At 70.0% G+C, this 21,975-nt stretch carries 21 protein-coding genes and 1 tRNA gene; 10 read left to right on the top strand and 12 right to left on the bottom strand.

The genetic code is table 11. The features are described 5' to 3' along the window. Positions 1-48: 48 nt before the first annotated feature. The 3 genes from ACZ4WQ_RS01055 (at position 49) to ACZ4WQ_RS01045 (ending at position 2,151) form a co-directional block, all read left to right on the top strand. Positions 49-1,257, top strand: coding sequence for an ADP-ribosylglycohydrolase family protein (locus tag ACZ4WQ_RS01055; RefSeq protein WP_398370250.1), 1,209 nt, complete (start codon positions 49-51; stop codon positions 1,255-1,257). 45 nt (positions 1,258-1,302) lie between these two features. Beyond that, positions 1,303-2,034, top strand: coding sequence for a DUF7873 family protein (locus ACZ4WQ_RS01050; protein ID WP_311724862.1), 732 nt, complete (start codon positions 1,303-1,305; stop codon positions 2,032-2,034). A gap of 30 nt (positions 2,035-2,064) precedes the next feature. Beyond that, positions 2,065-2,151 (top strand) — tRNA-OTHER (locus tag ACZ4WQ_RS01045). A 357-nt stretch (positions 2,152-2,508) separates the two neighbouring features. Here the strand turns inward: ACZ4WQ_RS01045 and ACZ4WQ_RS01040 are convergent. The 5 genes from ACZ4WQ_RS01040 to ACZ4WQ_RS01020 all read right to left on the bottom strand — a co-directional run bounded on the left by ACZ4WQ_RS01040 (position 2,509) and on the right by ACZ4WQ_RS01020 (position 6,918). Beyond that, positions 2,509-3,585, bottom strand: a complete 1,077-nt coding sequence (locus ACZ4WQ_RS01040) for an RNA ligase (ATP) (RefSeq protein ID WP_385339424.1) — start codon at positions 3,583-3,585, stop codon at positions 2,509-2,511. A gap of 139 nt (positions 3,586-3,724) precedes the next feature. Continuing rightward, the gene (locus tag ACZ4WQ_RS01035) at positions 3,725-3,961 is read right to left on the bottom strand and encodes a DUF397 domain-containing protein (protein ID WP_311724864.1); all 237 of its coding nucleotides are present in this window, start codon (positions 3,959-3,961) and stop codon (positions 3,725-3,727) included. Positions 3,962-4,020: 59 nt separating this feature from the next. Beyond that, positions 4,021-5,025 (bottom strand): NADP-dependent oxidoreductase, encoded by a 1,005-nt coding sequence (locus tag ACZ4WQ_RS01030; protein WP_361183605.1) that lies wholly within the window; start codon positions 5,023-5,025, stop codon positions 4,021-4,023. Between the two features lie 93 nt (positions 5,026-5,118). Further along, positions 5,119-6,174: an aldo/keto reductase gene (locus tag ACZ4WQ_RS01025; protein WP_385339433.1), complete on the bottom strand. Its 1,056-nt coding sequence runs from the start codon at positions 6,172-6,174 to the stop codon at positions 5,119-5,121. Positions 6,175-6,231: 57 nt separating this feature from the next. Beyond that, positions 6,232-6,918, bottom strand: a complete 687-nt coding sequence (locus ACZ4WQ_RS01020; RefSeq protein ID WP_311724870.1) for an SDR family oxidoreductase — start codon at positions 6,916-6,918, stop codon at positions 6,232-6,234. A 112-nt stretch (positions 6,919-7,030) separates the two neighbouring features. Between ACZ4WQ_RS01020 and ACZ4WQ_RS01015 the strand changes: the two genes are divergently transcribed. After that, complete coding sequence (locus ACZ4WQ_RS01015) at positions 7,031-7,591, top strand: TetR/AcrR family transcriptional regulator (RefSeq protein WP_311724871.1); 561 nt, start codon at positions 7,031-7,033, stop codon at positions 7,589-7,591. A 104-nt stretch (positions 7,592-7,695) separates the two neighbouring features. On the opposite strand, the gene ACZ4WQ_RS01010 is transcribed toward ACZ4WQ_RS01015, so the two are convergent. Together ACZ4WQ_RS01010 and ACZ4WQ_RS01005 are read right to left on the bottom strand one after the other, a co-directional pair. Next, complete coding sequence (locus ACZ4WQ_RS01010) at positions 7,696-8,892, bottom strand: DUF1266 domain-containing protein (protein ID WP_385339437.1); 1,197 nt, start codon at positions 8,890-8,892, stop codon at positions 7,696-7,698. 54 nt (positions 8,893-8,946) lie between these two features. Continuing rightward, a complete protein-coding gene (locus ACZ4WQ_RS01005) occupies positions 8,947-10,170 on the bottom strand; it encodes an FUSC family protein (RefSeq protein ID WP_361183610.1) in 1,224 nt (407 codons plus the stop codon). 101 nt (positions 10,171-10,271) lie between these two features. Between ACZ4WQ_RS01005 and ACZ4WQ_RS01000 the strand changes: the two genes are divergently transcribed. After that, positions 10,272-10,745: a type II toxin-antitoxin system PemK/MazF family toxin gene (locus tag ACZ4WQ_RS01000; RefSeq protein ID WP_352131081.1), complete on the top strand. Its 474-nt coding sequence runs from the start codon at positions 10,272-10,274 to the stop codon at positions 10,743-10,745. A gap of 29 nt (positions 10,746-10,774) precedes the next feature. Here the strand turns inward: ACZ4WQ_RS01000 and ACZ4WQ_RS00995 are convergent, their stop codons facing one another. Then, positions 10,775-11,317 (bottom strand): DUF1697 domain-containing protein, encoded by a 543-nt coding sequence (locus ACZ4WQ_RS00995; RefSeq protein ID WP_398370262.1) that lies wholly within the window; start codon positions 11,315-11,317, stop codon positions 10,775-10,777. 71 nt (positions 11,318-11,388) lie between these two features. On the opposite strand from ACZ4WQ_RS00995, the gene ACZ4WQ_RS00990 reads away from it, so the two are divergent. Continuing rightward, the gene (locus ACZ4WQ_RS00990) at positions 11,389-12,045 is read left to right on the top strand and encodes a uridine kinase (RefSeq protein ID WP_398370544.1); all 657 of its coding nucleotides are present in this window, start codon (positions 11,389-11,391) and stop codon (positions 12,043-12,045) included. 89 nt (positions 12,046-12,134) lie between these two features. Here ACZ4WQ_RS00990 and ACZ4WQ_RS00985 read toward each other — a convergent pair whose 3' ends face one another. The 4 genes from ACZ4WQ_RS00985 to ACZ4WQ_RS00970 all read right to left on the bottom strand — a co-directional run bounded on the left by ACZ4WQ_RS00985 (position 12,135) and on the right by ACZ4WQ_RS00970 (position 15,552). Further along, positions 12,135-12,797, bottom strand: coding sequence for a DUF4360 domain-containing protein (locus ACZ4WQ_RS00985; protein ID WP_311724878.1), 663 nt, complete (start codon positions 12,795-12,797; stop codon positions 12,135-12,137). Positions 12,798-12,879: 82 nt separating this feature from the next. After that, complete coding sequence (locus ACZ4WQ_RS00980) at positions 12,880-13,527, bottom strand: DUF4360 domain-containing protein (RefSeq protein WP_398370264.1); 648 nt, start codon at positions 13,525-13,527, stop codon at positions 12,880-12,882. Between the two features lie 367 nt (positions 13,528-13,894). After that, entirely contained in the window at positions 13,895-14,524 is a 630-nt protein-coding gene (locus ACZ4WQ_RS00975) for a methylated-DNA--[protein]-cysteine S-methyltransferase (RefSeq protein ID WP_398370546.1), read from the bottom strand. Positions 14,525-14,631: 107 nt separating this feature from the next. Continuing rightward, positions 14,632-15,552 (bottom strand): glycerophosphodiester phosphodiesterase, encoded by a 921-nt coding sequence (locus ACZ4WQ_RS00970; RefSeq protein WP_385339450.1) that lies wholly within the window; start codon positions 15,550-15,552, stop codon positions 14,632-14,634. Between the two features lie 205 nt (positions 15,553-15,757). Between ACZ4WQ_RS00970 and uvrB the strand changes: the two genes are divergently transcribed. The 4 genes from uvrB to ACZ4WQ_RS00950 all read left to right on the top strand — a co-directional run bounded on the left by uvrB (position 15,758) and on the right by ACZ4WQ_RS00950 (position 21,975). Then, positions 15,758-17,902 carry an excinuclease ABC subunit UvrB gene (gene uvrB, locus ACZ4WQ_RS00965; protein WP_311724881.1) on the top strand — a complete coding sequence of 715 codons (2,145 nt, stop codon included), beginning with the start codon at positions 15,758-15,760 and terminating at the stop codon, positions 17,900-17,902. 166 nt (positions 17,903-18,068) lie between these two features. Further along, positions 18,069-18,647, top strand: coding sequence for a TerD family protein (locus ACZ4WQ_RS00960; protein ID WP_311724882.1), 579 nt, complete (start codon positions 18,069-18,071; stop codon positions 18,645-18,647). A 122-nt stretch (positions 18,648-18,769) separates the two neighbouring features. After that, positions 18,770-20,701: a TerD family protein gene (locus ACZ4WQ_RS00955; protein WP_385339456.1), complete on the top strand. Its 1,932-nt coding sequence runs from the start codon at positions 18,770-18,772 to the stop codon at positions 20,699-20,701. A 263-nt stretch (positions 20,702-20,964) separates the two neighbouring features. Beyond that, positions 20,965-21,975 (top strand): TerC family protein, encoded by a 1,011-nt coding sequence (locus ACZ4WQ_RS00950; protein WP_311724884.1) that lies wholly within the window; start codon positions 20,965-20,967, stop codon positions 21,973-21,975.

Raw genomic sequence — 21,975 nt, 5'->3', positions numbered from 1 at the left:
AATCATGGCCCGAGCATCTGAGCACCCGAGCACATCAGGAGCCGCGCGATGATCCGCGAGTCATGGGACGAAACGGCCGCCAGGCGGGCTCGTATCCGCGGCTGTCTGCTCGGAGGCGCGATCGGCGACGCCCTGGGCAACCCGATCGAGTTCCTCTCCCTGCACCGGATCCACGAGGTCCACGGGGAGAAGGGGATCACCGCTCTCGTCCCGGACTCGAGCGGCGTCGTCGGCCGCATCACCGACGACACCCAGATGACCCTGTTCACCGCGGAGGGGCTGATACGGGCGGGCGCCAGGTACTCCGCCAAGGGCATCGGCGGCGCCGAGGTCGCCATCGTGCGCAACTCCTATCTGCGCTGGCTCGACACCCAGAACCACTCCACGCCGCCGCCCGCGCGGGACGACCAGGACCTGGTGCGCTCCGGCTGGCTGCGCGAGCAGAAGTGGCTGTACGCGCGCCGGGCCCCCGGCAACGCCTGCCTGTCCGGCCTCGCGTCGGAGCACATCCCCTCGTACTCCGACGCCCTCGACGGCACCCCCGGCCCGGTGAACAGCGGCTCCAAGGGCTGCGGCACGGTGATGCGCTCCGCCCCCTTCGGCCTCACCGGCTCGGGCGCCCGCGAGTCGTTCGAACTCGCCGCGCACTGCGCCCAGATCACCCATGGCCACCCCACCGGCTACTACGCGGCGGGCGCCCTGGCCGCGATGATCGCCCTCATCCTCGACGGCGACTCCCTGGAGGGCGCCGCCCTGCGCACCCTGGAGCTGCTCACCCGCTACCCGGGACACGAGGAGACCAGCACCGCACTGCGCAAGGCCGTCGCCCTGGCCGCCGAGGGCGAGCCCACCCCGGAGAAGGCCGAGTCGCTCGGCGGCGGGTGGATCGCCGAGGAGGCCCTGGCCATCGCGGTCTACAGCGCCCTGGCCCATACGGCCCCGAAGCGCAACCTCCTCAGCAAGGGCGGCGGGCTCGGCTACGACCCGAAGTGGCGGCGCACCCCCCTCCAGCGGGCCCTGCTGCTGTCCGTGAACCACTCGGGCGACAGCGACTCGACGGGCTCCATCTGCGGCAATCTGCTGGGCGCCTACTACGGCGACTTCCGCCTGCCTCCGATGTGGCTGGCGCAGATCGAGGGCCGGGGCACCATCGCCGAACTCGCCGACGACTTCGCCTATGTGTTCCACCAGTCGGTCGAGACATACGAGCCCTACGAGGACGTGGTCCTTCCGCGCTCCCGCTACCCCCTCTACTGAACAATTCGTTCGAGCGCTGTCACACCCGCCTGTTAACGTGCGGGTGTGGCGAAACTAAATCAGATCATCGCCGTGGAGAAGGGCGTCAAGTCCAAGTCGCAGCAGGACCTGACGGCCGCCCACCACGGTCTTCAGAAGCCGGCCCTGCTGGCCGGTATATCCCGCACGTACCAGCCCAAGGACGAGGAGGGCGAGCAGCTTCCGCCCGAGTCCACCCGGGTGCAGGTCAAGGGGGAGGACGTGCTGCGCGACACCGCGGCCATCCTGACCCGCCTCTTCGACGTCACCGCCACCAAGGACTGGTCGAACTGCTCGGCGAAGGCGGATGTGACGGTCGAGGGCCGCACGCTGCTGCGCGACGTCCCGGTCTCCTACCTCCTCTTCCTCGAGAAGCAGCTGACCGACCTCAACGCCCTCGTCCGCAAGCTCCCGGTCCTCGACGCCGCGGAGTTCTGGTCCCTGGACCCGTCCACGGACTCCTGGAAGACCGAGCCGGTCCGCACCCTCCGCACCAAGAAGGTCCCGCGCAACCACGTCAAGGCGGAGGCCACGGACAAGCACCCGGCCCAGGTCGAGGTCTACTACGAGGACATCCCGGTCGGCTACTGGACCACCGTCAAGTTCTCCGGCGCCCTCCCGGCCCGCCGTGTCAACGAGCTTCTCGACCGTGTCGAAAAGCTCCAGCAGGCGGTCAAGTTCGCCCGCGAGGAGGCGAACGGCGCGGAGGCCACCGACCAGCGCGTCGGCGACGTGGTCTTCGGCTACCTGTTCGGGTAGCGTGATGAACTCCCCGTCCGCCCGAGCGCGGGCGGGGTGCGCGAGGAGCGCAAGCTGAAGCTGAAGCTTGTCGTGACGGCGCGGTCGTCAGTGGAGGTTCAAATCCTCCTCCCGGCGCTCACCAGGCCGGGATAGCCCAATCAGGCAGAGGCAGACCGCGATCAATCTCAGACTCTCGCTCCAGACTCAGCATTCGCCGCCGATCGCCGGATCGACCGGGCCCGGGCCCGAGTCGTCGGATGCCGGTTCAACTCCGGCCCGTGCAGCTTCGATGCGCGGTAGTTCAAAGGCAGAACACGACGGCATCAGACTGACCCGTGTCCACAACCGACCGGCGTGCGTATTTGGGCGGCATCACAGGGCTCGGGGGCAGGCTACGCCCCCGGGCCCGCTCCGCATGCGCGGGCGCCATGCCGCCGATCGCCAGGGCGGTGGCCGAGGACTCCGGTGCCCCGGCCATCCTCGGCCCCACCCCTACTCGTACTCGGTGCCGCCCTTGCGCGTCAGATACGCACCGCTGACCACCTTGGCGATGGCCCGCCCGCCGAGCACCGGGCTGTACCGGTCGCTCGCCGCCCGGACCACCACCCCCTCCCTGATATGCAGCCCGCTCCCGGAAACGGTCTCGCGCCCCTCGGCCAGCTCCAGCACCCGCCCGGCGTCGTACGGCCCGGCGTACAGGATCGGAACCACCGGGAGCCCGCCGCCCAGCACCTTCGCCATCTCCTCCGGATCCAGCCAGCGCGTCCGCCCGCCGACGTCCACCGCGATGTCGAACACGGCATAGCCGGGCACACCGCGCCGGCTGTCGGTCCCATACCCGAGGTCCTGCACCCCGTCCCCGTACACCTCGCCGAAGATCCCGACCCGTGCCGCACCCAGCTCGGCGGCCACCCGCGCCGCCACGGCGGGCGCGCCGTGCCCGCGCACGGCCCGCCAGTACAGGTTCTTCTCGTCCTCCACCAGCGCCAGCCGCTGCGCCCCCAGCCCCTTCGAGGTCACCTGCACCTCCCCGCTGTCCGCGAGGTAGGTCAGACAGCACGCCGTCCCATGCAGCTTCTCGGTGACCGCGACGGCCTCCCCGTCCTCGAACACGTCCGGGTAGCGCTTGAGGTTCTCGATGTCGATCCACGCCACCAGATCCGGCGCGGACGCCACGTCTCCGCTCATCGCGATCGGCACCGGAGGCACCCACTTGACGATCCCGAGCCGTTCCGCGAAGTCCACCCCCTCCCGCGCCGCCCGCTCCAGGTCGACCCCCGCCAGCGCCCGCGGCCGGCACACCAGCCCCTGTGACAGCTCCCCGCGCAGCCGGATCGCCTTCACCCGGTTGTGCTGGGCCCCTGCCAGCCTCCCCGTCAGCCCCAGCTCGCTGATCAGCTCCTCGGGCAGTACCGCCTGCTCCGGCACATACACGGCGAACTCCCCGGACCGGAAAGCCCCCTTGGCCACCACGGCCCGGTACAGCCCCACCTGCGCCAGCTCCAGCGCGTCGGCGTTGGGGTGTTCATGAATCGTCAGCCGCTCAGCGGTGACACGCAGTGTCGACATACGTGGATCCCCCGTTGCTCGTTCAGTGGTGTGCCACCACTGTGGGGCGCGGACGAGCGCACCGGCCACCGAATTTGCGGCGGCGGAAGCCCAGAACGCCCCCGTTGGCATCGCCAACGGGGGCGTTCTGGGCTTGCGGTCAGTCGCTGAGCAGGTGGTCGAACTCGCCGGCCTTTACGCCTTGGACGAAAGCGGCGAACTCGCTGGGGGTGTAGCGCAGCTCCGGACGGTCCGGGCGCTTGGAGTCGCCTATGGCGACACCGCCTGATATCCCCATCAGCTGGACACAGTTCTCACCGGAACCGTTGCTGAAAGAAGCCTTTTGCCACTCACCGTTGAGTGGAGTGGTGTAGAGAGCGTCCTTTTCCTGGTTCATCGGAGTTCTTTCTCGATTTCTTCGATCCGTCGGATGGATTCTTCCTGGTTCAGCCCCTCTCACGTCATCGCGACGACGACCTTGCCGGCCTTCGCGTGGCCCTTCTCGACGTACTCCATGGCCTCCCGGGTCTCCGCGAACGGAAAGACGCGGTCGACGACGGGACGGATCTTCCCGGCCTCGATGAGCGGCGTGAGTTCGCGCAGTTGGTCGCCGCTGGCCTTCATGAACAGGAACGAGTACGTCACGTTGCGGCGCTTGGCGCGGCGCCGGATCTTGAAGCTCAGCGCACTCATCGCCAGTCGGAGGATCGCGTTCGCGCCCAGCTCGCGGGCGAAGGCCGGGTCGGGAGGGCCTGCGATGCCGATGACCTTCCCGCCGGGCTTGAGTACCTGCAGGGACTTCTCGAGCGTCTCGCCACCGAGGGTGTCGAGGACGACGTCGTAGCCGTGCAGGACCGTCTCGAAAGCCTGGTGCTTGTAGTCGACCACGACGTCTGCGCCGAGCTCCTTCACCAGGTCGATCTTGGCCGTGCTCGCGGTGGTGGCCACGTGCGCGCCCAACTGCTTCGCCAACTGGATGGCGATGGTGCCGACGCCGCCTGAGCCCGCGTGGATCAGGACCTTCTGACCTGGCTGCACCTGTGCCCGATCGACCAGCGCCTGCCACGAGGTCAGGGCGACCAGGGGAAGGGACGCTGCCTCCTCCATGGTGAGCGTGGCGGGTTTGATCGCCACATCGTCCTGGTGGACGGCGATGAGTTCGGCGAACGTGCCGATGCGGTCCTTGTCGGGCCGTGCGTAGACCTCATCGCCCACCTCGAACCGCGTCACGGACGATCCCGCCTGGACCACCACCCCGGCGAGGTCGTTGCCCAGGATGAGCGGGAGACGGTACGGCAGGAACGCCTTGAAGTCCCCGTCGCGGAGCTTGAGGTCGAGCGGGTTGACGCTCGCCGCGTGGATCCGGACCAGGACGTCGTCGTCGCCCACCTGCGGGTCGGGCAGCTCACCGGCGCGCACCCCGGCCTTGTCGCCGTACCGCTCGACCATGAAAGTCTTCATCATCGTCTCCGTTTCTCGTCCGCGAGGGGGACGGGATCTCTCTGTTCATCCCGGGCTTCACCCAGTACGAGGTAGTCGCAGTGCCTTCGGGCGTCAGGCCACCGGCGCGGCCGGGGCGATGATGCGGTGGGAGTCGCCTCCCTGGATGCCGGCCAGGGATCCGGCGATCGCCTCGTGAGGAGCTCCGAGCGGCACCGCGCTGACCTCCGACAGGCGGGCGAACTGCTCGGGGGACAGCTGGACGTCAAGAGCGCCCAGGTAGCTGTCGAGCTGGGTGAGGTTGCGCGGCCCGATGATCGGGACGAGCGAGGTCGCGGACTGAACGGCACGCTCCCGCACCCAGGCCACCGACACCTGGGCAGGCGTCACGCCGATCTCCTCGGCGATGGCCAGGACGGTGTCGACGACGGCGATCTTCTGGCCCGTGTTCTCCGTGTGGATGACCGCCCCCAGGTCGCTGAGGCGCCCCTCGGTGCTGCGCCGGTACTTTCCGGTGAGCAGTCCGCCGCCGAGCGGGGACCACAGAGCGGCGCCGAGTCCGAGGCTCTCGGCCATCGGCAGCAACTCGCGGTCGGCGGTCCGCTCGACGAGGCTGAACTCGTTCTGGATGCCCACGATGGGCGCCCAGTTCTTGAGGTCCGCGAGCGTCACGGCGCGCGAGACCCGCCACGCGGGGAAGTTGGACAGAGCGGCGTGGTGGATCTTGCCGGACCTCACCAGGTCGTCGAGCCCGCGCAGGATCTCTTCCATGGGGGTGAGCCCGTCGGGAAAGTGCACCCAGAGCAGATCGATGTGGTCGGTGCCCAGGCGCTTCAGGCTGGCCTCCACCGAGGCGACCATGTTCTTGCGGCTGTTGCCCGTCGTGGAGACGCCCGGCTGCGGCGCGGCCCCGAGGGTGAACTTGGTGGCCAGGACGAAGTGGTCCCGGTCGGCGGAGACGAACTTCCCCGTCAGCTCTTCCGACTCGCCGAACTGGTAGGTGTCCGCGGTGTCGAGGAAGGTGCCACCGGCTTCGGCGAATCGGTCGAAGATGAGGCGCGCCTCGTCCGGCTCAGCGCCGGCACCCCAGCCGGTTCCGAAGTTCGCCGTGCCGAGCGCGTACTCGGACACGCGCAGTCCCGTCCGGTGCCCAAAGGTCGTGTAACGCATCAGGTATGTCCTTACTCAAGGATTGGCAGGGGGAGGCGAGGGTGCGGCGGGCGCGCCTCACGCCGCGTTCGGCGAAGCGGCCAGGCTCTGCTTGACGTACCGGGTGGTCTCGTCGGCGAGGATCTCGGGCAGGCCCGTCTCGACGCCGTGCAGGGCCTGTGCGGCCACATCGGCGGGGTCGGCCTTCTGATCGGCGGGAACGCCCGCGGCCATGTCGGTGTCCATGTATCCGACGTGCAGCGCCGAGACGGTGATGCCGCGCGGCGCCAGTTCCTCCCGGGCCGCGTCGGTCAGCGCCCATGCCGCGGCCTTGGCCGCGGCGTAGGACCCGAGGCCGGCCGGGTGCAGCCAGGACAGGACGGAGAGGACGTTGAGCACGGCGCCGCCGCCGTTGCCCTCGATGACAGGAGTGAAAGCCCGGGTCACGGCGAGCGGACCGAAGAAGTTCGTCTCCATCTCCAGGCGCACCGTGTCCAGGCCACCCGCGATCAGCGGCGTGGCGGTGGAGATGCCCGCGTTGTTCACCAGCAGCGTCGCGTCGGATGCGGCACGGGCCGCGGCCCTGATCGACTCCTCGTCGGTCACGTCCAGCCGCAGCGGGATGACGCCCGGCAGGTCCACCGTCTCGGGGCGGCGAGCCGCCGCGTACACCTTCGCCCCGCGCTCCACGAGTTGGGCGGCCAGATGCCGCCCGAGCCCCCGGTTGGCGCCGGTGACCACCGAGACCGCGTCCTTCAGTTCCATGTCTGCTCCCAGCGTTGCGGGCGACTAGAGGCCCGCACGATTTAGATTACGATAACAATCTAAAGCCGAGCCTAGAATAGATGGCGATCGAAATCCAACCGGGAGGTGGCTGATGGGCCGCGTATCGCAGGCGCAAGCGGAGGAGAACCGCAGGCGGGTCGTTGAAACCGCCTCGCGGATGTTCCGGGAGCAGGGCACCCACGTCAGCGTCGCCGACCTCATGAAGGCGGCCGGCCTGACCCACGGCGGCTTCTACAAGCAGTTCGCCTCCAAAGAGGCGCTTATCGACGAAGCCACCGCCCACGCGTTCGACGGACTCACCCGGCTCCGCAATGACGGACTCGAGCAGCACGCCGGGCAGCGCGACGCCGCCCAGCAGACGCTGATCGACACCTACCTCTCCGTCGAGCACCGCGACAGCGCGGCAGACGGTTGCCCCGTCGCCGCACTCGCCACCGACATCGCGCGCGAACCCGGAGATCGTGAGGCCCGCCGCATCTACACCGAGGGAGTGGGCGACTTCGCCGAGTGGCTCGCCACCGAGGACCAGGACGGCATCACCCGGCTGTGCACCATGCTCGGCGCACTCGTCCTGGCCCGAGCCACCCAAGGCTCCCCCCTCTCCGAGGAGATCCTCACCGCCGCGCGCGCAGCATTGACGGCAACCAGCTGATCGGGGACACGCGCGCCCTCCCCGGCACAGCGCAGTGCGCTGGAGGAAGGGGCCCGGCCCGGGGCCGCCGCTACGTCGCTACTGCCGCGGGGCCCGGCCCCGGATCAGTCCGAGGTGAGCTGGAAGGGGATGTTGCGCCAGGGGCTGGCGGGGTCCTGGGTGAGGATGCGGTGCGGGGAGAGCGCGGAGCTGTACATATGGCCGAAGGACTCCTCGTCGAAGCGCAGCGCCCGCCCCAGGATGTAGCCGGCCGAGAAGTCCGCCCAGGAGGTGTACTGCTCCCGGCACAGCTCGCCCACCAGGGTCACCATCTCTTCGACCTCGGACTTCTCCGCGAAGCGGGCGCCCAGGCCCCAGCGGGCGACGTTGACCGCGCGGCCGTAGTCGTAGCCGAGCGCCGAGGTCACACAGCCGTCGGGCGGAAGGATGCTGTCCGCGCGGAAGCGGCCCTCGTAGCGGACGATCTGCTCGAGGATGTCCAGGACGTGCGCGATCTCGGCGTCGTCCGCGCCGCGCTCGCGGAGCGAGTCGACGGCCGCCCGCCGCCATAGCTCCGGGTCGGTGTGCGCGGCGCAGCGGTCGCGGGATATCGCCTGGCGGAGGCGGAGGAGGAACTCCGGCTGGGGCGGGCTGTTCCGGCCTTCGAGCAGATACGTCATCTGCTCCTGCCAGCCGTGCCGGTCGGTGATGTCCCAGGAGTCGGCGAGGGCCGCGACGTCGGTGCGGTAGTCCGTGCAGACGTCGCCGATGTCGTTCCACAGATCCTGCCGGTGCACGGCCAGGTGGGCGCCGCAGGCGAGGCCGTGGGCGAGGGGGCCGTGCAGGTGGCCGGTGTACTTGGTCAGCAGCGCGTCGTCGTCGTGGCCGCGGCGCGGTACGTCCTTCCTCAGGGCCTTCCAGCGGCGGCGCTCGCGGCGGGCCTCGGGGAAGAACGCCTCGGAGGGGGTGCCGGGGTTGACCAACAGACCGCGCAGTTCCTCGCCCCACCACTCCTCGGGCGGCAGCGGGAGCGAGACCGGGCAGGCCACGACGTCGGGGCGGCGCGGCAGCAGCTCGCCGCGGGTGTAGACCGCGAAGTACTCGCCGCCGTCCGGGCCCCGGTACGGCAGCCATGGGGTGGCGAACTTCTTGCGGTCGACCTTCTCCTGAGGCGCGTACGCCAGGGTGTCGGCGCCCAGCAGCACCCGCAGATAACCGTCCCAGTCCCCGCGGGACTTGGCGGCGACCAGAGCCTGCTCGACGTCGGTCGGCGGCACCCAGGCGGGCCCCGGACCGGGCGTACCCATGATCGGCGTCCCCATGGCCACGACCCTATCCGCAGCTCCGGGACGGCTTTCAGGGGGTTCGGGGCGCGGTCAGGCCGGGCCGCCGCCCTCCGCGCGGCGCTCGCGGAGCCGGCGCTGGAGCTTGTGCAGGAGGGGGTAGCGCTCGCGCTGTTCGCGGGCGCTGCGGTCGAGCTCCTCCATCAGGCGGATGGAGCGCTGCTCCATGTCCAGCTCGTCGAGGATCCGGTCGATCTCGGCGAGCAGGGCGCCATGGAGCTGCCACTGGCGCGGATGCTGCTGGACGCGCTGGAGGAGGGTGTGGGCGGCCTCGTCGCGGCTCGCGTGGGCCTTGGTGAGTTCGCTGGCCAGCCGGGACTCGGCCTCCTCGGCGTTGGCGCTGACCTGGGTGGTGACCAGGACGGCGAAGCTTTCGACGGCCGAGGCGAGGTGGACGAAGAGGTCCTCCAGGGCGGTCGCCACATCGGGCGGGAACAGGGGCTCGTCGGTCCGTTTCTTGGCGAGGTCGGTGAGGGTGCGCGCCATGACCCGTAGGACGACCATGCAGATCTCCAGGGTGTCCAGGCCGGTGCGCAGCACGACGCGGTAGAGCAGGCCCTCCTTGACGCGGGGGTTGAGCCGCAGGCTGTCCTCCGCCTGCCGGAGGGCGCCGTCCACCTGGGCGATGTCCTGGTCGAGGCGGCGGGCCTCGTGGAGCCGGGCGGCGGCGCGTTCGACGGGGGTGTGGCCGCCGAGCTCCTCGCCGATGTGGAGCAGCAGCCGGCGCATGCGGCGGGCGAGGTCCTCGATGGACTCGCCGGCGGTCTCGACCCACACCGGCGGGGCGAACAGAAGGTTGAAGGCCAGTCCCACCCCGGCGCCGATCAGCGTCTCCAGCACGCGGTCCCAGGCCGTGGCGCCGACCCGGGTTACGCCGAGGACCAGCATGGCGCTGATCGCCACCTCGACGACGAACTCGCTGACCCGTACGAAATTGCCGACGGTCAGCGCGACCAGGATGATCAGCCCCAGGCTCCACCAGGTCAGCCCCACCAGCGCACTGAACCCGATCGCGATGATGACGCCGACGACCACCGCGTTCACCCTGCGGATGCCGGTGGTGATGGTGGCGTACAGGGTGACCTGCACCACCAGCAGGGCGGTGAGCGGCGCGGTGAGCGGGGCCGGTTCGCTGCTCAGCTGGAGCGCGACGGCGTACGCGATGGTCGCGGCGGCCGTGGCACGCAGCGTCTGGACGACGACGGGGTCTTTGCGCCGCTTGACGAGGCCCGCCACCGGGTCGAGAATATCTGGCACCTTCTGCCCCTTCCCACATCAGAAGTCACAAAGGCATCACTACGGCCCCTTGCCACCTGAGCGGACCCTCACACGCCACCCGGAACCACGGACGGGCTAACGTGTGGGCCGTGATCACGCCATTCAACGAGCACGACGGCGCCGAGCCCCCGCTTCCCGGCAGCACCGGCCCCACCGCCACCGCGGAGGCGCATCCGCGCCAGGTCGGCCGGGTGCGGACGGAGTACGCGCCGGACCCGGACGGCGACCCGGACCCCGGGGAGATCGTCTGGACCTGGGTGCCGTACGAGGAGCTGGACGGCCGCGGCAAGGACCGGCCGGTGCTCGTCGTCGCCCGCGAGCGCGCCGGGACCCTGCTGGCCGTACAGCTGTCGAGCAAGCGGCACGACGGCGACCGCGAGTGGGTGGCCATCGGGTCCGGGCCGTGGGACCGGGCGGGGCGCGACTCGTGGGTGGACCTGGACCGGGTGCTGCGGGTGCACCCGGAGGGCATGCGCCGGGAGGCCTGCGCCCTGGACCGGCCGCGCTTCGACCTGGTCGTGGCCCGGCTGAGGCAGCGGTACGGCTGGAGTTGAGAAAGTCTGAATGAGCGGGGCGGGCCGGGTCAGGCGTCGGCCAGCGCCAGCAGCTTGGTGACCGTGTTCCAGTTGCGGGCCGTCATCGTGACGCCGAGCGGCGCCCGCGTGACCTTGTCCGCCAGCTTGGAGCGGCCGGAGCCGTTCGGGGTGCGCAGATAGATCTCCCGGCCGGACAGCCGGAACTCGTCCGGCGTGTACGAGGCCAGGTCCAGGGCCTCCAGCGGGGCCGGGTCGGCCGGGGCGGCCGACAGGAACACCACATGCAGCGTCTTCGGCTCGGCCGTGGCCTCGGGATAGGGGTTGGCCTCGATGGCGGCGGCGAGCTCGTCGCGGGTACGGACCATCACCGGCACGGTCAGGCCGAGGTCGGCGGTGATGCGGTCGGCGATCGTACGGGCCGTCCGCTCGGGCGGGGTGCCGGGGTCGGCGAAGACGATGTTGCCGGTCTGCAGATGGACGGTGACGCCGTCGAACCCCAGGTCCAGCATCAGCTCGCGCTGCCGGGCCACCGGGAACTTGTTGTGGCCGCTGACATTGATGCCGCGCAACAGCGCGATCTGCGACGACATGGCGGGGACTCCTCCGGACGGGATGAGGGGATCGTACGCCCGCGTTCAGTTGCGCGACTCCTCCCTGCATGATGGGGGCTGTGCGGCTCGAAGCGATCTCCTGGGAACGGCTGACCGGCGCGCTCGCCGACCGCGTCGCGGATCTGACGGCGGCGGACGGCGGCCCCTGGCTGCGGGTGGCGGTCGACGGGGCCCCGGCGGCGCGCCCCGGGGAACTGGCGCACGGCCTGGCGGAGGCGCTGCGGGTGCGCGGGCGCCCGGCGCTGGTGGTCGCGGCGGGCGGCTTTCTGCGCGCGGCGTCGCTGCGCTACGAGTACGGGCGGCGGGACGCCGACGCGTACTACGACATGTGGCTGGACACCGGAGCGCTGTGGCGCGAGGTCTTCGGCCCGCTGGAGCCCGCGCCGGGCGGCACGGGGCGGGTGCTCCCCGATCTGTGGGACCCGGTGACCGACCGGGCGACCCGCTCCCCGTATGTCGAACTGCCGCTGGGCGGGGTGCTGCTGCTCCACGGCGCGCTGCTGCTGGGGCGCTGGTTCCCGTTCGACCTGTCCGTGCATCTGCGGCTGTCCCCGGCCGCCCTCGCCCGCCGTACGGACGAGGACGAGCAGTGGACGCTGCCCGCCTTCGCGCGCTACGAGGAGGAGGTGCGGCCCGCGGAGGCCGCGGATGTGGTGGTCCGCGCGGACGACCCGCGCCATCCGGCCTGGGGCGGACCGGGCGCCTGAGCCCCGCACGCGCCGCGTCACGACGCAGCCGTGCGCCCCGCTCTCCTCGGGAGCGGGGCGCACGGGGCCCGGAGTCCGGCGGGGGGTGGCTACGCCGGCGGGCACTCCTTCCACGCGAAGTGGTAGGTGGTGCTGACACTGCCGTCCGTCGAGTCCATGGTCATGAAACTCGTCGTGTTGGTGGTGTCCGAGGTGCCGGCGTTGACCCGCAACTCGGTGTTGATGTTGAAGTTCCGGAGCGCGCCGCAGGGGGCCCACTCCACGGTGGCGATGTCGGAGACATCGGTCGCCTGCCAGTTGTCGTCGAAGACGCCGGTGAACTCATGGGATTTCGCCGCCGTATTCGACGATCCCTGGAAGTAGTACGACGCCTTCTCGACGCTGGTCGCGCCCTTCTCCAGGTGTGCGTAGCCGCGGTAGTCCACGCTGGCGATCGCGTACGTGAAGCCCTGCGGCACATGCACCACAAGGTTGAGCTGGCAGTTCTTTCTGAAGTCGGTCGGTTTGGCGCCCTTGCCCACCTGGGCGAGATAGTCGCTGTAGGTGACGGTGAAGGCCGTGTTGTCGGGCGATACGGCCACCGCCGCGGTCCCTGCCGGACAGCCCGAACCGTTGACCGTCGCGACCGTGATCACGATTTTGTCGGGCGGCGGGTCGTCGAACGGCGATTTTGCGGACGCGGGCTGAGAGGAAGCGAGTGCCGTGGCGAACAAAGCCGCGGCCACGCTGCCTGCGAACATTGCACCTGGCATGATTCTCCATTCGATCGTCTGTGGACGACGACGGAAAGCCGGGCAGGCTCCGACGCCGCCCTGGCTGGTGGAGTTTCGCGCCTTACCGGACGGAAGGACATTCCTTCCAGGCGATGTGGTAAATCGTGTTGTTGCTGCCGTCGGTCGAGTCCATGGCCATGAAGCTGGTGCTGCCCGCCGGCGAGGTACCCGCGTTCACCCGCAGCTCGGTGTTGATGTTGAAGTTGCGTTCCACGCCGCAGGGCGCCCAGACCAGGGCGCTGTAATCGGTGGAGTCGCGGGTCTGCCAGTTGTCGCTGTACGGACCGCTGAAGTCATGGGTCCGTGATGTCGTGTCCGCCGAACCCTGGAAGTAATAACTCGCCTTCTCGGTGCCTTTCGCTCCCTTCTCCAGGTAGGCGTAGCCGCGGTAGTCGACGCTGGCGATGGCGTACGTGAAGCCCTGCGGTACGTGGACGCCCAGGTTGAGCTGGCAGTTCTTACGGATGTCGGTCGGGTCGGCACCCGCGCCGACCTGGGCGAGATAGTCGCTGTAGGTCACCGTGAAGGCCGTGTTGTCGCCGGAGACGGCGACGGCGGCGGTCCCTTTGGGGCAGCCCGATCCGTTCACGGTGTTGATGGTGACCTGGATCTTCTCGGTCGGCACATCGGTGACCGACGCACCTTGCGGGGAAATACCCGATGCGAATAACGCCGCGACCGCGCCGCCGGCGAGCAGGCCAAAAGACATGGTTCTCCCATCGAACGTGGATGAAGCGTGACTGAACCGTGGGGGGTGGAAAGCCCGCGGTGTGGAGCGTGCCGACGTGCGCGTCCCGGCGCGATTTCGTCGGATGTTTGGATGTCCGGATGTCCGGCAGTGGCCGCGGGCATATGTGGTCGTCCGCGGTTCTTCACGGCATATCCGGGGAGGCCTTATCCGCTGTGGGGGGAAGTGCTGTGTGGGGGAATGCGGTCCAGCCTTCAAGAAAGAGCTCGCGGTGCCGTGCTCTCGGGAGCGCTCCAAAGATAGGAGCGAAACGTGTCCACGACAAGACGGGAGGGAGTTTTCCGGAACAAGATATTTCCGGGGCGACGGCCCGGTTCAGTAGACCGGTTCAGAAGAGCGGCTGCGGAAGGATCCCTTCCAGGGCCAGTAGCGTGCGCTTGGTCTCCAGCCCGCCGCCGAAGCCGCCTATGCCGCCGCCGCTCTCGACGACGCGGTGGCAGGCCACCACGACCGGCAGCGGATTGCTGCCCATGGCCACGCCCACGGCCCGGGCGGCGCCCGGATCGCCCACGCGGTCGGCGAGCTCTCCGTAGCCGACGACCGTGCCGAACGGCACGTGGTCGGCGAGCTCGCGCAGGACGCGGCGGTTGAAACCGGCGGTGAGCGACCAGTCCAGGGGGACGGTGAACTCGCGCAGCGAGCCCGCGAAATAGCTCTCCAACTGGCGCACGGCCGTGCCGAGATGGACGAGGCGGTCCGGCGTGCCCCCGACGTCGCCCCCGGTGTCGTCCCCGGCGTCGGAACCACGGGCCGGCGAGGGCGTCGGGGCCGCGCCGAGCCGGGCGGTGAGCCGCGAGACGGCCTCGGCCGCCGTCGCCTCGTCGGCGTGGAACACGACCTGGGCCAGGCCCTGATCCGTCGCCGCGAGCAGCAGCGGGCCGATGGGGGAGTCCAGCACGCTCCAGCACCACCCGCGTGCCTCGCGCCGCTCCGCCGGCTCTTCCCGCTCTCCTGAGATCGTCACGGTTTCAGGGTAGGCGCCGGGTCCGACAGCGCTTCCCCGGACGGGGGGCGGGGCCGTGGTGCCCCGCCCCCCGAGCCGCGCGACAGCGGCCGCGAGAGCCGCTACGAGACCTCCGCCGGGGCGGCCGGCACCTCGTAGCCCGCGTCCTCCAGCGCGTCCCGCACCACGTCCGGCTTGTTGGTGATGATGCCGTTCACGCCCATGCCCGCGATGTCCACCGCCGTCGGCCCGTCGTTCACCGTCCAGGCGTAGACCTCGAACGGCCGGCCGTGCGCGCCTTCCACGTCCTGGACCGCGGCCACATAATCGGCGTCGATGGTCTTGTAGCTCGGGTTGATCTGGTCGGCGAATTCCGCGTAGGTCGCCAGGTCGCCGAGCGCGGGCGTGCCGAGGAAGCCGGTCTTGATGTCCGGCCGCAGGTCGTGGACCCGCTTCACGGCCTCCCCGCTGAAGCTCTGGACGATCAGCTTGTGCTTGACGTGGCGGCGGTCCAGCCAGCCCTCTCTGCGCAGCTCGCGCAGCGTCTGGCGTTCGATGTCCGGATAGAGCTCGGGGGCCTTGAGCTCCAGGAGGAGCTTTTGGTGGTTGTGTTCCACCCGATCGAGGTACTCCTCGAGGGTCGGTACGCCCTCGCCCGCGAACTCGGTGCTGAACCAGCTGCCCGCGTCCAGCTGCCGGATCTCGTCGATGGTGAAGTCGGAGACCTTCCAGGGGGCGCGGTCCGGAAAGACCTCCTCGGCGTCCGTGGTGCGGTTCAGCGTGGTGTCGTGCATGACGATCAGCTCGCCGTCCTTGGTGCGCTGGACGTCGTTCTCCACCCAGGTGATGCCGAGGTCGTCGGCCGCGTCGACGGCTGCGAGCGTGTTCTCCGGGGCATAGGCGGAGGCGCCCCGGTGGGCGATGGTGACGGTCTGCTGCGCCTGGTCGTCGGGCTGGTCGGCCTGGGCGACCGCCGGTGAGAGGAAGAGCGTGGACATGCCGATGAGCGCGCCGGTGAGGGCGGCTGTGGGGCGGATGCGCATACGGACTCCTCGCGTCGTCTGGCTCGCGTGACTCGCGGACGGGCAGAGGGTCCCAGTCGTGCCGTCCCGGAGGAAAGGTCGCGGTTGGACAGAGTGAAGCACGGGCCGCCCGGGCGGGCGCCGGGGGCGCGAGCGGGGGTCACCCCTCCTGGCCCCGGGTTCGGCCGGTCGGCCGTTGTCAGTGGCGGGTCGTACGGTGGGTGTCATGCGGCCCGTATCCCAGATCGAACGCAAGGTGGCGCCTTTCGAGGTCGTCAGCCCGTACCAGCCCAGCGGTGACCAGCCGACCGCGATCGCCGACCTGGAGCGGCGCATCCGCGGTGGCGAGCAGGATGTCGTCCTGCTCGGCGCGACCGGCACCGGAAAATCGGCGACCACCGCGTGGATGATCGAGAAGCTCCAGCGGCCGACGCTCGTCATGGCGCCCAACAAGACCCTCGCCGCCCAGCTCGCCAACGAGTTCCGCGAGCTGCTGCCGAACAACGCGGTTGAGTACTTCGTGTCGTACTACGACTACTATCAGCCAGAGGCGTACGTCCCGCAGTCGGACACCTACATCGAGAAGGACTCCTCGATCAACGAGGAGGTCGAGCGGCTGCGCCACTCCGCGACGAACTCCCTGCTCACCCGGCGTGATGTGATCGTGGTGGCCTCGGTGTCGTGCATCTACGGCCTCGGCACACCGCAGGAGTACGTGGACCGCATGGTGCCGCTGAAGGTCGGCCAGGAGATCGACCGCGACCAGCTGCTGCGCCGCTTTGTCGACATTCAGTACGCGCGCAACGACATGGCGTTCACCCGGGGCACCTTCCGGGTCCGCGGCGACACCATCGAGATCTTCCCGGTCTACGAGGAGCTCGCCGTCCGGATCGAGATGTTCGGCGACGAGATCGAGGCGCTGTCCACGCTCCACCCGCTCACCGGCGAGGTCATCAGCGACGACCAGGAGCTGTATGTGTTCCCGGCATCCCACTATGTGGCGGGGCCCGAGCGCATGGAGAAGGCCATCGCCGGGATCGAGGCCGAGCTGGAGCAGACCCTGGCCCGGCTGGAGAAGCAGGGCAAGCTGCTGGAGGCCCAGCGGCTGCGGATGCGGACGACCTACGACATCGAGATGATGCGCCAGATCGGCACCTGCTCCGGCATCGAGAACTACTCCCTGCACATCGACGGCCGCGAGACCGGATCCCCGCCGCACACCCTGCTGGACTACTTCCCGGAGGACTTCCTCCTGGTCATCGACGAGTCCCATGTCACCGTCCCGCAGATCGGCGCGATGTACGAGGGCGACGCCTCCCGCAAGCGGACGCTGATCGAGCACGGCTTCCGGCTGCCCTCCGCGCTCGACAACCGCCCGCTGAAGTGGGAGGAGTTCCTGGAGCGCACCGGCCAGACGGTGTATCTCTCCGCGACCCCCGGCCCGTACGAGCTCTCGCGCGGCGACGGCTTCGTGGAGCAGATCATCCGCCCGACCGGCCTCGTCGACCCCGAGGTCGTCGTCAAGCCCACCGAGGGGCAGATCGACGACCTGATCCACGAGATCCGTACGCGCACGGAGAAGGACGAGCGCGTCCTGGTCACCACCCTCACCAAGAAGATGGCCGAGGACCTCACCGACTACATGCTCGAGGTGGGCATCCAGGTCCGTTATCTTCACAGCGATGTGGACACCCTGCGCCGCGTGGAGCTGCTGCGCGAGCTGCGCGCGGGCGAGTTCGACGTCCTGGTCGGCATCAACCTGCTGCGCGAGGGCCTGGACCTGCCCGAGGTCTCGCTGGTCGCGATCCTCGATGCCGACAAGGAAGGGTTCCTGCGCTCCGGCACCTCGCTGATCCAGACCATCGGCCGCGCCGCCCGTAACGTCTCCGGCCAGGTGCATATGTACGCCGACAAGGTCACCGCGGCGATGGAGAAGGCCATCGAGGAGACCAACCGGCGCCGGGAGAAGCAGGTCGCCTACAACAAGGCCAACGGGATCGACCCGCAGCCGCTGCGCAAGAAGATCGGCGACATCGTGGCGACCATCGCCCGCGAGGAGATCGACACCAAGGAGCTGCTGGGCTCCGGCTACCGCAAGACCGACGGCGGCAAGGGCGCCAAGGGGCAGGCCAAGGCCCCGGTGCCGGCCCTCGCCGGGCAGAAGGCGGGCAAGGGCGGCGGCAAGGCGGGCAAGGACGGGGCGCTGACGGATCGTCCGGCCGCCGAACTGGCCGAGCTCATCGAGGAGATGACCGACCGGATGCGGGCCGCGGCCGCCGAGCTCCAGTTCGAGGTCGCGGCGCGGCTGCGCGACGAGGTGGGGGAGTTGAAGAAAGAGCTGCGCCAGATGAAGGAGGCCGGGCTCTCCTGACGGCTGCGGCGCCCCGCCACCGGCCGTACCGTCCCGCTGTGTTGCAAGACCGACACAAAAGCCGGTCAGGGCGGATGGCGGCCTTGTTCCAGTGCATAGGGTTCTGAACAGGCCGTGCGACCGAACCGGCCGCGGGGATTTCGAGAAACGAGAGTAGGGACAGCACGTGACGGTCAATATGTCCAAGGGTCAGTCCATCAGCCTTCAGAAGGCGGACGGAGGCACCCTGACCGCGGTGCGGATGGGACTTGGCTGGCAGGCGGCCCCTCGCCGCGGGCTGTTCGGCTCCCGTACGCGCGAGATCGACCTGGACGCGTCTGCGGTCCTGTTCGCCGACAAGCAGCCGACGGACGTCGTGTTCTTCCGCCACCTGGTCAGCGACGACGGCTCGGTGCGTCACACCGGCGACAACCTGGTGGGCGGTGCCGGCCAGGGCGGGGACGACGAGGCCATCCTGGTCGACCTTCAGCGGGTGCCGGTGCACATCGACCAGATCATCTTCACGGTGAACTCCTTCACCGGCCAGACCTTCGCCGAGGTGCAGAACGCGTTCTGCCGCCTGGTGGACGAGACCAACGGCCAGGAGCTGGCCCGCTACACCCTCACCGGCGGCGGGCAGTACACCGCGCAGATCATGGCCAAGGTGGAGCGCGCCGGCTCGGGCTGGGCGATGAAGGCCGTGGGCGAGCCGGCCAACGGCCGCACCTTCCAGGACCTGATGCCGCACATCGTGCCGCATCTGTGAGCAGTTGAGCCCGTCGGCCCGGTAGGCGCACGCCCGCCGGGCCGATGTGCTCTCCTCGGCACACACCCGACAAGCACCACACACACTTCGCTACAACGAAACACAATGAGGGGGACGCAGCCATGACGGCCGAGCTGGTCCGGGGGCAGAACCACGCACTGCCCCAGACCCGATTGGAGATCCGGGTCTCGGCGGGCCATCCGGTCGTGGCCGGGGCGACGCTCGGCGACGAGCAGGGCACGGTGCGGGGGACCGAGTGGGTCGCGCACCCCGCCGCGCCCCAGCTCCCGGGCATCGACGTGTCCAGGCAGGCCGCGGCGGACCACCGGCTCGCCGTGGACCTCGGCGCGGTGTCCGAGGATGTCCACCGGGTCAATGTGCTGCTGGCCCTGCCGACGGGGGTGGGAGGCCCCACCCGCTTCGGCGCCATGCCCGCGCCGTTCCTCGCCGTCACCGGCCTGGACGGCGCCGAGATCGCCAGTTACACCATCACCGACCTGGACTCGGAGTCCGCGGTGGTCGCCCTGGAGCTGTACCGCAGACAGGGCGCCTGGAAGGTGCGCGCCGTCGGCCAGGGGTACGCGGGCGGGCTGGCCTCGATGCTTCAGGACCAGGGGCTGCCTGAGGCCGTCGAGCTGGCCGCGCGGATCAATGACGCGGTCGCCCGGGGCATGGCCCGCTCGATCGCCCCGCCGCCGCCCCGCCCGGAGGGCGAGGGCCGGGTGCGTACGGCCACGGCCGGCGGCAGCGGCCCGGTGGCCGAGCCCGCCGCCGCGCCGCAGCAGACGCCCGCGGGCGGTTCGGCCGCCGCGGGTGGGCCGGGCTCGGGCGGGCCGGTCAACTACCAGCACCCCGGCCGCCGTACGTCCGCGCCGCCGACGCCCCCACCGGTCGCCCCGCCCGCTCAGCCGGGCCGGCCCGCCCAGCCCGTCGCGGGCGACGCCTCGGGCTGGACCATGGACGAGCGGCTGTACAACCAGGTCTGGGGCATGTTCGAGGACCTGGCCCGTACGGCCGCGGCCTACCGCAGCGCCGTCGACTTCGCCGACTCCCGCATGGAGAAGGAGCTGGACGGGGTGCTCTCCGACCCGCGCACCCGCGTCGGCCCGGTCGCCGACTCGGCCCGCGCGGCGGCCCGCGCCAAGCACACCACCCTGGTCGAGCAGGCCCGCGCGGTCCTGGACCGGGACCTGGCCCAGCTCGCCGCGGAGGCCGAGGTGGTCGAGCCCGCGCTGCCTCCGGCGTTCGCCCGCTGGGACAGCCCGGTCTGGCAGGCCTACCAGGTGCCCATGGAGATCCCGATGGCGCTGCGCCTGGGCGAGGTGCACCTCCCGGAGCGCCGGGATCTGCGCATCCCGATGCTGGTGCGGCTGCCGCTGGAGCGGGGGCTGTGGATCGACAGCGGGCGGGACGGGCTGTCCGACGCGGCGCTGGTGGACTCCGGCGAGCTGCGCCGGCTGGCCGCGGAGACGGCGGTCGCGCACGCCGCGCGGCTGCTGGCGGTCTACCCGGCGGGTGAGTTTTCGGTGCATGTGATCGACCCGGCCGGTTCGGCCGCGGCGTCCCTCGCCCCGCTGCTCAGCTCCGGTGTGCTGAGCGGGCCGCCCGCGGCCGGCGCCCAGGGGGTCAGCGCGACGCTCGCCGCGCTGACGCGCCGGGTCGACCTGGTGCAGATGGCGGTCCGCAGCGGTGCCGCGGACGCGCTGCCGCCCGATCTGGACGTCGCCGAACAGCTGCTGATCGTCAATGACTTCCCGCACGGCTTCGACGACCGGGCCGTCACCCAGCTGCGCTATCTCGCCGACGAGGGGCCCTCGGTGGGCGTGCATCTGATGATGGTCGCCGACCGGCAGGAGGCGCAGGCCTACGGCCCGGTGCTGGACCCGCTGTGGCGCTCGCTGCTGCGTGTCACCCCGGTCCCCGACGACCACCTGGCAGACCCCTGGGTGGGGCACGCCTGGACGTACGAGCCGTCGCTGGTGCCGGCCGGCAGCCGGGTGGTGGAGCAGGTGCTGGCCCAGGTGGCGCGGGCCCGACAGTCCTACGGACGCTGACTCCTGATACTTCGTTACTTTGCGAGAGAGGGCCGCTGAGCAGGGGATTTACCCGTCTCTTTACTCTTCCTTGGTGATTCCTGTACTCTTCTTTACGCGGAGGGGAGTACTCCTATCGCGGCGTTCCCGTCAGTACGGATCGCGTCCGGCGCCCTGGCCGGGCCGGACGTGATCCCGGGGCGTCGGCCCGCGGCGCGAGCCCGGGCGGAAGAGACCTCCGGCAGCGACGACGCTGAAATTGCCGTACGAATGCCGGAGGAACAGTGGACGTTTCCTGGACCCTATGGGTGCTGACCATCGTGGGTCTGTGCGCCCTCATCGCCGTCGACTTCTTCATAGGCGGCCGCAAACCACACGAGGTCTCGATCAAAGAGGCGGGGATCTGGACCGCCGTCTGGATCGCCCTCGCCGGGCTGTTCGGCCTCGGCCTGCTGATCTTCGCGGGCGGCCAGCCGTCAGGTGAGTTCTTCGCCGGGTTCATCACCGAGAAGTCGCTGAGCGTCGACAACCTCTTCGTCTTCGTGCTGATCATGGCGAAGTTCGCGGTGCCGACGATCTACCAGCAGCGGGTGCTGATGGTGGGCGTGCTCATCGCGCTCGTGCTGCGGGCGATCTTCATCGGCGCCGGCGCCGCGATCATCTCGAACTTCGCCTGGGTCTTCTACCTCTTCGGAGCCTTCCTCATCTGGACCGCCTGGAAGCTGATCCAGGAGGCCCGCGCCGACGAGGAGGAAGAGGAGTTCGAGGAGAACCGCCTCCTGAAGGCGGTCGAGAAGCGCTTCCCGTCCACCGACAAGTACCACGGCACCAAGCTGTTCATCGTCGAGAACGGCAAGCGCCTGATGACCCCGATGCTCATCGTCATGCTGGCGATCGGCACCACGGACGTCCTGTTCGCGCTCGACTCGATCCCCGCGATCTTCGGCCTCACCCAGGACCCGTACATCGTCTTCACGGCCAACGCCTTCGCGCTGATGGGCCTGCGCCAGCTGTACTTCCTGATCGGCGGGCTGCTGAAGAAGCTGGTCCACCTGTCCTACGGGCTGTCGGTGATCCTCGGCTTCATCGGCGTGAAGCTGGTGCTGCACGCGCTCCACGAGTCCGGGGTCAACGTCCCCGAGATCAGCATCCCGGTCTCCCTCGGGGTCATCTGCTCGGTGCTCGCCATCACCACGGTCACCAGCCTCTACGCCTCCAAGAAGCAGGCCGAGCGGGAGCGGGCGGCCGGCGAGTCGGACCCGGAGGCCACGGACCGGGACAGCGTGGACGCCTGA

The organism is Streptomyces sp. NPDC028305 (assembly GCF_055569495.1).
Note: the sequence above shows the minus strand (reverse complement) of the source record. Positions and strands in the feature narration are given on the sequence as shown.